At 42.3% G+C, this 12,141-nt stretch carries 9 protein-coding genes; 8 read left to right on the forward strand and 1 reads right to left on the reverse strand.

The window, feature by feature from the left end; genetic code table 11:
• Nucleotides 1-79: 79 nt before the first annotated feature.
• Nucleotides 80-1,201 carry an alanine dehydrogenase gene (gene ald, locus NFU46_RS00475; protein ID WP_054561274.1) on the reverse strand — a complete coding sequence of 374 codons (1,122 nt, stop codon included), beginning with the start codon at nt 1,199-1,201 and terminating at the stop codon, nt 80-82.
• 142 nt (nt 1,202-1,343) lie between these two features.
• On the opposite strand from ald, the gene lrp reads away from it, so the two are divergent.
• The 8 genes from lrp to NFU46_RS00515 all read left to right on the forward strand — a co-directional run bounded on the left by lrp (nt 1,344) and on the right by NFU46_RS00515 (nt 11,328).
• Nucleotides 1,344-1,823, forward strand: a complete 480-nt coding sequence (gene lrp, locus NFU46_RS00480) for a leucine-responsive transcriptional regulator Lrp (RefSeq protein WP_130051721.1) — start codon at nt 1,344-1,346, stop codon at nt 1,821-1,823.
• A 141-nt stretch (nt 1,824-1,964) separates the two neighbouring features.
• Nucleotides 1,965-4,457, forward strand: a complete 2,493-nt coding sequence (locus tag NFU46_RS00485; protein WP_251598727.1) for a DNA translocase FtsK — start codon at nt 1,965-1,967, stop codon at nt 4,455-4,457.
• Nucleotides 4,457-5,083, forward strand: a complete 627-nt coding sequence (lolA, locus tag NFU46_RS00490) for an outer membrane lipoprotein chaperone LolA (RefSeq protein ID WP_130051719.1) — start codon at nt 4,457-4,459, stop codon at nt 5,081-5,083. Before NFU46_RS00485 ends, lolA begins: the two co-directional genes overlap by 1 nt.
• A 3-nt stretch (nt 5,084-5,086) precedes the next feature.
• On the forward strand, nt 5,087-6,424 hold the full coding sequence (locus tag NFU46_RS00495) for a replication-associated recombination protein A (RefSeq protein WP_199529927.1): 1,338 nt from the start codon (nt 5,087-5,089) through the stop codon (nt 6,422-6,424).
• The gene (gene crcB, locus NFU46_RS00500) at nt 6,417-6,803 is read left to right on the forward strand and encodes a fluoride efflux transporter CrcB (protein ID WP_082389253.1); all 387 of its coding nucleotides are present in this window, start codon (nt 6,417-6,419) and stop codon (nt 6,801-6,803) included. The genes NFU46_RS00495 and crcB overlap by 8 nt, the downstream gene beginning before the upstream one ends.
• Nucleotides 6,804-6,812: 9 nt before the next feature.
• Nucleotides 6,813-8,117: a serine--tRNA ligase gene (serS, locus tag NFU46_RS00505; protein ID WP_054552975.1), complete on the forward strand. Its 1,305-nt coding sequence runs from the start codon at nt 6,813-6,815 to the stop codon at nt 8,115-8,117.
• Between the two features lie 174 nt (nt 8,118-8,291).
• Entirely contained in the window at nt 8,292-9,836 is a 1,545-nt protein-coding gene (locus tag NFU46_RS00510) for an arylsulfatase (protein WP_251598731.1), read from the forward strand.
• Nucleotides 9,837-10,005: 169 nt separating this feature from the next.
• A complete protein-coding gene (locus NFU46_RS00515; RefSeq protein WP_251598733.1) occupies nt 10,006-11,328 on the forward strand; it encodes an AarF/ABC1/UbiB kinase family protein in 1,323 nt (440 codons plus the stop codon).
• Nucleotides 11,329-12,141 lie beyond the last annotated feature (813 nt).

The raw sequence follows: 12,141 nt of genomic DNA on the forward strand, positions 1-12,141 counted from the left end.
TTGCAGATAAACTAATTTATTTGCAAACAGGCATAAAAAAAGCAGCGATATCGCTGCTTTTTTTGTTTCACAATGCTAATTAAGCATTTTCAACTGCTGTACGTGGGTCAACATATTCCATGTTGAAAGCTTCAGCTACTTCTTTATAAGTAACTTTACCTTTGATCACGTTTAAGCCTTTTAAGAAGTTTGCATCGTCAAGAAGCGCTTTCTTATAGCCTTTGTTAGCAAGGTTGATGATGAACGGTAATGTTGCATTGTTAAGTGCGAACGTAGAAGTACGTGGAACAGCACCTGGCATGTTAGCAACACAGTAGTGAACAACGTCATCAACAATGTAAGTAGGATCAGCGTGTGTTGTCGCTTTAGAAGTTGCGATACAACCACCTTGGTCGATTGCAACGTCAACGATTGCAGAACCAGGCTTCATTGCTTTGATGTGCTCAGCTGTTACTAGTTTAGGCGCTGCTGCACCTGGGATTAGTACGCCACCGATCACAAGGTCAGCTTCTAGTACGTGTTTTTCTAGTGCGTCAGCAGTAGAGTAGATAGCTTTAACTTTATTACCGAACTGTGCGTCTAATGCACGTAGTACGTCGATGTTACGGTCAAGAACAACAACATCAGCACCTAGGCCAACAGCCATTTGCGCTGCGCTACGACCAACCATGCCGCCGCCGATAACAACAACTTTAGCTGGCTCAACACCTGGTACACCACCAAGTAACATACCACGGCCGTGGTTTGATTTTTCAAGCGCTTGTGCACCTGCTTGGATAGACATACGACCAGCAACTTCACTCATAGGAGCAAGAAGAGGTAAACCGCCACGTGAATCAGTTACTGTTTCGTAAGCGATACATACTGCGCCACTTTTAACTAGGTCTTCAGTTTGTGGAAGATCCGGTGCTAAGTGAAGGTAAGTAAATAGAATTTGGTCTTCGCGTAACATTGCACGCTCAACAGCTTGTGGCTCTTTTACTTTAACGATCATTTCAGCTTTAGCAAAAACGTCTGCTGCTGTTGGTAAAATTTCAGCACCAGCTGCAACATAATCTTCGTTAGTGAAGCCAATGCCCATACCAGCATCAGTTTCAACAAACACTTGGTGGCCATGGTTTACTAGTTCACGAACACTCGCAGGAACCATACCTACACGGTATTCATGGTTTTTGATTTCTTTAGGTACACCAATAATCATAGTTTTTCGCCTTAATAGAACGGGATAAAATTTTTGACTATTATATTCATGACCAGCCAGTGTGTCTCACCTTTTTTAAGTGGTATTCTAGTGATATAATCTAAAAATATATTTTAAACAGTGCAAAACTCTGGTTTGGCTTATGCATCAATTACTCGACAGAATAGACCGTAAAATTTTAATGGAATTACAGCACGATGGTCGGATCTCTAACGTAGAGCTGGCAAGGCGTGTAGGGCTAAGTGCCACCCCTTGTTTGGAGCGGGTAAAAAAGCTAGAAAGAGAGGGTTATATACTCGGATATAAAGCAGTAGTGGATCCTGCTAAACTTGGCCAAGGTTTGTCGGTTTATGTAGAAGTAACCATCACTAAAACCTCACCAGATGTTTTCGAAGAGTTTAACGCTGCAGTTAAAAAGCACGACGAAATAATTGAGTGCCATCTAGTGTCGGGTAATTTCGACTTTTTATTAAAAACACGTGTAAATGATATGTCGGAATATCGTAATGTACTGGGTGATATTCTACTAAAACTGCCAAATGTCAGTGAAAGCCGAACTTATGTGGTAATGGAAGAAGTAAAAGGTGAAGAAGGGGTCATTATTCGCCCATATATTGCCTAAACTGTTAAAATACATATTGAGTAACAAAAACTTGTTCATTATCAGTCCATCAAGGCTAAGATAAAGTGCATCAAACGGCATTTCCTGCTAAGGTATTTCACTGCTAATCGATCAGTAAAGAATAATAAGGAATAGGGAGCTATGCGCCTAAATGGTGTTCAAAGACTGTTAGAAACGGGGCTAATCATCAGCACCTTTGCTGCAGTATTTATTTTATGTGCATTAATCAGTTTTGATCCTGCGGACCCTTCATGGTCGCAAACCGGTGAATTTGTTAATGTTAAGAATATTACCGGCACAGCGGGAGCTTGGGTTGCAGATATCCTATTACTCACTTTTGGCTGGCTTGCTTATTTAGTGCCTGTTGCTATTCAATTGTTCGGTTATTTATTATTTAAACAACCACACCGTATTTTCCAGCTTGATTACACCACGCTTGCCTTACGTGTTATTGGCTTTGCGCTGTTTATTACTTCAGCGACCGCCATTAGCAGCATTAATTTTGATGATATTTATAACTTTTCATCTGGTGGGGTAGTGGGGGATGTTATTGCTACAGCAATGATGCCTACCTTTAATTTTACCGGCACCTCAATTTTATTACTGTGTTTTTTCTTTGCTGGTTTAACCCTATTAACCGGTATTTCGTGGGTGCAATTTGTCGATTTTGTCGGCAAGTGGGTGATGAAAGCATTTTACTTTTTACGTGAGCAATTTTCTGCTTGGTTACATCGTGAAAAAGAAGCTGTTCAAGATATCGCCACTTCAGAGCCAGACGCTAACTTTGTAGAGCCAGAAAACGAGCCAGCTATTAGCTTTAATGATGCAGATGAAGAAGAGCCAAAGCCTGTTAAAGCTAAGCAAAAGCCTGCTGAAAAAGCCGATGATGACCTTAAAGGCTTTGATGAACTAGACGATATTCTTGACCAAGAAATTGGTTTTAGTGCCCTTGATGATGAATCATTCGATACTGTATCGGCACTGAATGCGCTTGATCAGAGCCCAGTCGTTGAGCCAGAAAAACCTGTTACAACGGTTGTTTCGCCTGCGCGCCCTATGCCTAAACCAAAGCCTGCATATGAGCCACCACCAACGGCAAAAGAAAAGTTTGAAGCACTGCTTGAAGAGCAGCCGCCTGCAAACCCCTTACCATCACTTGATTTATTAGACCGTCCAGATAAAGCGAAAAATCCATTATCTCAAGAAGAGCTTGATGGAATCTCGCGTTTAGTTGAAACCAAATTACTTGATTTTAACATTCAAGCTGCGGTTGTGGGTGTTTACCCAGGTCCGGTTGTAACGCGCTTTGAGCTTGATTTAGCGCCGGGTATTAAAGTAGCTAAAATCACTGGCCTAGCGAAAGATTTAGCACGCTCACTGTCTGCTGTAAGCGTTCGTGTGGTAGAAGTTATTCCGGGTAAAACCTATGTAGGTTTAGAGCTGCCAAACAAACACCGTGAAATAGTGCGCTTAAGTGAAGTTATTAACGCGCCTAAGTTCGAATCAAACCCATCACCACTGACTATGGTGTTAGGTAAAGACATTGCTGGCGAGCCGGTATGCGCTGACCTTGGCAAAATGCCACATTTACTTGTTGCGGGTACCACAGGTTCAGGTAAGTCAGTGGGCGTTAATGTAATGATATTAAGCTTACTGTACAAATCGGGCCCTGATGATGTTCGTATGATCATGATCGACCCGAAAATGCTTGAACTTTCTGTGTACGAAGGCATCCCACATTTATTATGTGAAGTTGTTACCGACATGAAAGAAGCAGCCAATGCATTGCGTTGGTGTGTAGGCGAAATGGAACGTCGTTATAAGCTTATGTCGGCACTTGGGGTGCGTAATTTAAAAGGTTACAACCAAAAAGTGTTGGATGCCAAAGAAGCGGGTCAACCGATTCTAGATCCACTGTTTAAAGACACCGACGGCATGGCCGATGGCCCTGAAGAGCTAGATAAACTGCCAAGTATTGTGGTGGTCATTGACGAATTTGCCGACATGATGATGATCGTGGGTAAAAAAGTGGAAGAGTTGATTGCACGTATCGCGCAAAAAGCCCGTGCTGCAGGTATTCACTTAGTGCTAGCAACACAACGCCCATCGGTTGACGTAATTACAGGTTTAATTAAAGCGAATATTCCAACCCGTATGGCGTTCCAAGTTTCAAGTAAAATTGACTCGCGTACCATTTTAGATCAGCAAGGCGCTGAAAACTTACTTGGTATGGGTGACATGCTTTACTTACCGCCGGGTACCAGTGTACCAGTGCGTGTGCATGGCGCGTTTGTTGACGACCACGAAGTACATGCGGTTGTAGACGATTGGAAAAAACGTGGCAAACCAAATTATATTGATGAAATTTTAAGTGGCGATGCCACAGAAGAAATTTTACTACCAGGAGAAACCAGTGAAGACGGTGATGAAGAGTCAGATCCGCTTTACGATGAAGCAGTATCATTTGTAATTGAAACCGGCAAAGTGTCGGTATCGAGTGTACAGCGTAAGCTTCGTGTAGGTTATAACCGCGCAGCTCGCTTAGTTGAACAAATGGAAACATCAGGCATTGTTAGCGCACCAGGACATAACGGTGCCCGCGAAGTCTTAGTGCCAAATGGTGGAGCAAATTAATGAAAAAAATTAAATACCTAGCCCTAATTATGGGTTGTTTATTAAGCGGTCAAAGTTTTGCAGACGACAGCGAAGCGTTACAACAGCAACTGGCTGCGATTAAAAGTTTTAAAGCAGAGTTTTCACAGCAGGTTACCGATTCGCAAGGCGAAGCTATCATGCAAGGTGAAGGGAATATTGCTCTTCAGCAACCTATGATGATCCGCTGGCAGCAACAAAGCCCAGACGACACCTTGTTTGTATCAAATGGCGACAAAACGTATTACTTCGACAGCTTTGCTGAGCAAGTAACGATTATGAATACTCACAGCCTGATTGATTCAACACCGTTTGTATTGTTGACCTCAAAAGATCCAGAGCAGTGGGCTAAATACCAAGTTGTGGCAACTGATGCAGGCTTTAGTGTCACGCCAAACAAAGGCGTTGAGAGCCAAGTTGAAAAGTTAGACATTAGCTTTAACGCTCAAGAGCAAGGCCTAGCATCACTGACAGTATTAGATACCTCAGGTCAGCAGTCTTTATTTACCTTTAAAGATGCTAAAGTAAACGAAGCACTTGCAACTCAAACCTTTGAATTTACTATTCCTGAGGGCGTTGAAGTTGACGACCAAAGCCAAGGTGATTAAGGCTTGAGTAATCTCGGATTTAATTTTGGTCCTGATGTGCGCCCACTTGCGGCGCGCATGCGACCTGAAACACTTAATGACTACATTGGTCAGCAGCACCTTTTAAGCCCCGATAAACCTCTTTACCAAGCGATTCTTGCAGGCCGATGCCACAGCCTTATTTTGTGGGGGCCGCCAGGTGTTGGTAAAACCACGTTAGCGCAGATTATTGCAAACCATGCCGATGCCAGCCTCATTCAAATGTCGGCAGTCACAGCAGGTGTAAAAGACATTCGTGAGGCCGTAAGCGAAGCAAAAGCAAACCTTGCAGGTCGAGGGCAGCGCACCTTATTATTTGTTGACGAAGTACATCGTTTTAATAAATCCCAGCAAGATGCATTTTTACCACATATCGAAGACGGTACTTTTATTTTTGTTGGCGCGACCACCGAAAACCCATCATTTGCACTTAATAATGCAATACTGTCTCGTGCTCGTGTGTATGTTTTAAAAGCACTTGAGCAAGCCGATTTATTTAACGTAATTGAGCGCGCCTTACGTGAAGACGTGGAGCTTAGCCAAAAACACATAGACATTGCCGAAAACGCTAAGCAAGCGCTTTGCCAAGCAAGTGATGGCGATGCACGTAAAGTACTTAACCTGTTAGAACAAGCGGTTGACTTAACCACTGAGCAACAGGGCAAATACCTTGTTGACCAACATGTTTTAAGCCAAGTGCTGCCAACTCACTTAGCCAAGTACGACAAAGGCGGTGATGAGTTTTACGACTTGATTTCAGCGTTTCATAAGTCAGTACGAGGAAGTTCACCTGATGGCGCTTTATATTGGTATTGCCGTATTTTAGCAGGGGGTGGCGACCCACTTTATGTGGCTCGGCGTTTATTAGCGATTGCTACAGAAGATATTGGCAATGCTGATCCGCGAGCAATGGAAGTGGCACTCAATGCATGGGATATTTTTCAACGTGTTGGCCCAAGTGAAGGTGAGCGTGCTATCGCACAAGCCACCATTTACTTAGCCAGTGCCCCGAAAAGTAACGCGGTTTATATGGCATTTAATCAAGCAATGCAAGATGCTAAAAATGAGCCGAGCCATCCGGTGCCAGAGCATTTACGCAATGCACCAACTAGCTTAATGAAAGACTTAGGTTATGGCGCTGAATATCGGTATGCACATAATGAGGAAGGTGCGTTTGCAGCAGGCGAAAAGTATTTTCCTGAGGCAATTAATGATCGCCAGTATTACTTCCCAACCGATCGTGGGCTTGAACAAAAAATAAAACAAAAGCTGGACTATTTAACTCAGCGCAACGAGCAAAGTGATATTAAACGTTATGAATAGTTTGAAACTTTACATGATGATTGCAATGGGTGGCGCCTCAGGGGCATGTTTACGCTATTTTCTTAGCGAAACCATGCTAAAACTGCTCGGAAGGGGATTCCCTTTTGGCACGTTGACAGTTAATATTCTTGGTTCATTGTTAATGGGTATTTTATACGGCTTGATTGAAAAAGAAATAATCGCTGTTAGCCCCGCTAAAACCTTAATTGGTATTGGCTTTTTAGGTGCATTGACCACCTTTTCAACATTCTCAATGGATTCGTTGTTGCTCTTGCAACAAGGTCACTTTTTTAAAATGGCCCTCAATATCACCTTAAACGTGGTGGTGTGTATATTTATGGCTTGGCTGGGCCTTCAGCTGGTAATGCAAAAAGGTTAAAAATCGAACATGTTAGATTCTAAATATTTACGTCAAGATATCGAACAAGCGGCTGCACGTTTAGCATCACGCGGTTACGAACTTGATACTGCAGCGGTAACTGCACTTGAAGAAAAACGCAAAACATTACAAGTAAAAACGCAAGAACTTCAAAGCGAGCGTAATGCAAGTTCCAAAGCTATCGGCCAAGCAAAAGCGAAAGGCGAGCACGAAAAAGCACAACAGCTGCTTGATTCAGTCAGTAATCTTGGCGATCAACTAGACAGCGTTAAAGCAGAGCAAGACGCAGTACTTGAAGAGCTTAAGCAAATTGCACTTGCTATTCCAAACCTACCTGATGAGTCTGTTCCAGTAGGTGAAGACGAAGATCAAAACGTTGAAATCTCAACCTGGGGTACGCCTAAGTCATACGACTTTGAAGTAAAAGATCACGTTGATGTTGGTCAAGATGTTAACGGTCTAGACTTTGAAATGGGCGTTAAAATCAGTGGTGCACGTTTTACTGTTATGCGTGGTCAAGTTGCACGTATGCACCGTGCTCTTACGCAGTTCATGCTTGATACGCACACAGAGCAAAACGGCTACACAGAAATGTATGTGCCTTACCTAGTTAATAGCGCAAGCTTATACGGCACAAGCCAATTACCTAAGTTTGCTGGTGACTTATTCCACACATTAGGTTTAGTAGATGATGACGGTCAGCAACAACCAGGTTTTAGCTTAATTCCTACTGCTGAAGTACCACTTACGAACAGTGCTCGTGACGAAATTTACGACGAAAGCGACTTACCAATTCGTTTAACAGCGCACACACCTTGTTTCCGTAGTGAAGCAGGTAGCTATGGTCGTGATACACGTGGTCTTATTCGTCAGCACCAATTCGACAAAGTTGAATTAGTACAACTAGTAAAACCAGAAGATTCAATGCAAGCGCTAGAAGAGCTAACAGGTCATGCTGAGCAAATCTTACAAGCATTAGAACTTCCATACCGTAAAGTGATTTTATGTACGGGTGATATGGGCTTTGGCGCAGCAAAAACTTACGATTTAGAAGTATGGTTACCTGCACAAAACACTTATCGTGAAATCTCATCATGTTCAAATATGGTTGATTTCCAAGCGCGTCGTATGCAAGCGCGTTTCCGTCGTCAAGGCGAGAAAAAGCCAGAGCTACTTCATACATTAAATGGCTCAGGTTTAGCGGTTGGTCGTACACTGGTAGCAATCCTAGAGAACTACCAACAAGCAGACGGCTCAATTGTTGTACCAGAAGTATTACGCCCTTACATGGGTGGCTTAGAAGTTATTAAATAACATTTAAGCTCATAGCGTTTAAAAACCGTATTTGTGAAAGCAAATACGGTTTTTTTGTGTTTAAAGTTAATAATTAATTGCGGTACATAGCAGTTTTAGTAGACTAAAAAAAGTACTATTCGTTTTATCACTAAACGACATAGTATTTTTTACAATACACGAAGGACTGCTGTTATGAAAAAACTACTCGCCGTAGCATCCGCTGCTTTATATTTAGCAAGCTCTGTCACTTTTGCTAAAGACAAACCTAATATTCTGATCATATTCCCCGACGATGTTGGCTGGCAAAATGTTAGTGCTTATGGGCTTGGTACCATGGGTTATAAAACGCCAAACATCGATAAGCTCGCCCATGAAGGTACCATGTTTACCGACCATTATGCGCAACCATCTTGCACAGCCGGGCGCACTGCATTGATCACAGGCCAATATCCAATTCGTAGTGGCATGACTACCGTGGGACGACCAGGCGCAGAGCTTGGTTTAAAAGCGGGCTCTTATACGCTTGCTGAGGTTTTAAAAGAGCAGGGTTATGCAACAGGGCAATTTGGTAAAAACCACTTAGGTGATCGCAACGAGCACCTACCTACAGTTCATGGCTTTGATGAATTTTTCGGAAATTTATACCATTTGAATACTCAAGAAGAGTTTGAGCAACGTGATTACCCGAAAGATCCTGAATTTTTCAAAAAGTATGGTACGCGAGGTGTTTTACATACTTACGCTACAAATGTAGATGACAAAACTGTTGATCCTCGTTTTGGTAAAGTAGGTAAGCAAAAAATTAAAGATACTGGCCAGCTTTCTCGTGAGCGAATGAAAACGGTTGATAAAGAGTTTATGGACGCAAGCATAGACTTTATTAAACGAGCGCAAAAAGCTGATAAACCTTTCTTTGTATGGTTTAACCCAAGCCGCATGCACATGTACACGCGTTTAAGTGATGAAAGCCGTTACTTAGCAGCAGATTACACTACAGAGCATGATTTATACGGCAGTGGTTTAATTGAGCATGACCAACAAGTGGGTGAGTTAATGGCTACTCTGGAAGATATGGGTGCCCTAGATAACACCATTGTGATTTACTCTACTGATAATGGCCCAGAGCACAGCGCTCGATTACATGGCGGTACAACACCGTTCCGCGGTGAAAAAATGACAACTTACGAAGGCGGCGTACGCGTTCCTATGATTGTTCGTTGGCCAGGTAAAGTTCCAGCAAATACCGTATTAAATGGCATTCAGTCGCACATGGATATTTATACAACCCTTGCAGCTGCTGCGGGTGAACCAAATATCGCGAAAAAAGCCCTTAAAGAACACAAGCAACCGATTGATGGCGTAAACAACTTAGATTACTGGTTAGGTAAAACAGACGAAAGTGCGCGTGATAGCTTTCTGTATTATTACGAATCGAGCATCAAAGCCGTGCGTTACAAGCAGTGGAAACTTCATTTCGAAACGAGCGAAAACTATTACGCTCAGTACGAAAAGCAAAAGTTTCCGATTATCTATAACTTACGTATGGACCCGTTTGAAAGCTTTGATGGCCTAACTGACCGTTCCGACATAGTGCAAGCTAAACAATGGCTAAATGAGCCCGTACAACACTTGCTTGGTGAGCATATTCAGTCATTATCAAAATATCCACCATTACAAAAAGCGACCAGCTTCGACTTTAGCCAATTAATGGAACAGTTGATGTCTGGTAAGCAGTAACACTCAATAAAACGATTTATTAAGTTGTTAATTTAATCAAAAGCCGCATTGGGAAGCCATGCGGCTTTTTACTTTTCGGCCGAAAAGGTTATAGATAGTAAAAGCTAAAGTGGATCTAAAGCTGAGCAACCAACGTATTCAAAGCATAAAGTTAATAGTGTGAAGCAATATGAGTAATAAACAAAAGTCAGTGCCAACATCACGGTTTTCACGCGCTGCTCGGCTTGGCTCTTTAGCTGGTAAAGTCGCGGGTAATATGCTGTTTGAAGGCACAAAAGCATGGGCGACGGGCAAGCAAACATCACGACAAGAGTTACTGTTACAGCCCAAAAATATTCAACGCTTTGCAGAGCAGCTAGCAAATCTTCGCGGGGCTGCAATGAAACTGGGGCAGCTGTTATCCATGGACAGTGGTGAATTACTCACTCCTGAGCTATCTGCAATTTTAGCAAGGCTGCGTGCTGAAGCGACAGCTATGCCGCAAAAGCAGCTAGTTAAAGTAATGCGTGAGCATTGGGGTGATACGTGGCTAGATCAATTATCGCATTTTGAACTCAGACCATTTGCTGCGGCATCAATAGGGCAAGTGCATATTGCTTATCGAGAATCGGGCGAAAAGTTAGCAGTTAAAGTGCAATACCCAGGTATTGCAAAAGGCATTGCCAGTGATGTTGATAACTTAGCTTACCTTCTGAAGCTCAGTGGCTTATTACCCAAAGAGGTAGAAATACAACCTCTAATAGACGAAGCCAAACAACAGCTTATAAACGAAGCTGACTACGAATTAGAAGCTAATTATTTAAAACGCTACAGCGAGTGTTTAAAAGGTGACGACAATTACCTTATTCCAACTGTGGTAGATTCGCTTAGTTCTTCTCAAGTTCTAGTAATGAGTTTTGTTGAAGGACAAGAGCTAGATGAACTGGCAAACACAGAGCAAGCGCTACGTAATAAAGCGGTTGAACAGTTACACAGCCTATTTTTACGTGAATTATTTAGTTTTAAACTAGTTCAAACAGATCCAAACTTTGCTAATTATCAATATCAAATCGACAATCAACGCTTAGTACTTTTAGATTTTGGCGCCACCCGCGAACTACCTCAGCATATTAGTGATGGTTACTTACAGTTAATATCTGGAGCGATTAGTAACAACAGAGCAGGTGTTGCAACAGCAGCACAGCAAATTGGCTATTTTCAACAAGGGCTTGCTCAAGAATATATAGATAATGTCGTCGATATATTTCTACTCGCCTGCGAGCCACTGCGACACCAAGGTGACTATGATTTTGCAAATAGCGACTTACCAAAACGCATTAAAGATCTCGGCTTTAAAATGAGCACCGCCTCAGAGCACTGGCACGCACCACCCGTAGATGCCTTGTTCGTTCACAGAAAACTAGCAGGCCTGTTTTTAATCGCTGCAAAGCTAGGCGCAAAAGTGAATGTGAGCAGTATTTTTAAGGATTTTGAAGCACAGATGGATAAGTAATTGAACGGGAGTTTGGGAGTAGAAAAATGGCTTCAATCAGAGCAAAATTACGGAGTCAGAACTAAATAATATTCCTCTAGAAATTACTAAAATAAACGACACTGAATTCTTAGTTTTCAATCTGAACAATTGGTAAGCCAATCAATGATAGAGAACGTTCTATACATCAATAGTAGTTCTAATTGATTTAAGAGCAGTAAATCGCAAACAAAAATAGCAGGGTGTTTCAAAGTTTGTACTTTATGGCTTACGAAGAGCTATGGCTACATGCTTAGGTGACGAAGACATAGGGGGTGATTCAATTATTATTAAGAAAATGTTAAGTAATCGGTTGCAAGGAATGTAAAAGGTTTATAACTTGCAGGAGTACATGGAGAAAAGGAGTAAAGCCCTTGTGGCTTGGTCTCTTAAGTTTAATATGATTTAAATAGTCCTAGAACCCCTTGTTTTAAATTGTAGCCAATATTTACATAAGCTGAATTTAGAGTTATTGTTAAAACTTCACGGATGTTTCGTCCGCAAACTTGTTCTGATTGATAAAAAGAAAACCCTTTTGCCTTGATATATAAGGTGGCCTTTAGGCCTAGTGCTGGACCCCCGACGCAGTCGCGTGATTCACCCTGACCAGAGTAGAGTTGCTTCACAACCCCCTCTGGGGCGAATCCGCTGCGTGCCTTCGGCACTTTAGGATACCGACCCAGGCTATGAGACTTGTACTGGTTTTTCTTTTTCAGAGGCGGTTTGAGTCTCATAGTGTGGCGGAAGCCTGTTAGCACTTTTGTGCTGGGTCGGTTGTTCCAAAAATTGTAAAGG

The sequence above is a fragment of the Pseudoalteromonas sp. NCCP-2140 genome (genome assembly GCF_023708065.1).
GTDB lineage: Bacteria > Pseudomonadota > Gammaproteobacteria > Enterobacterales > Alteromonadaceae > Pseudoalteromonas.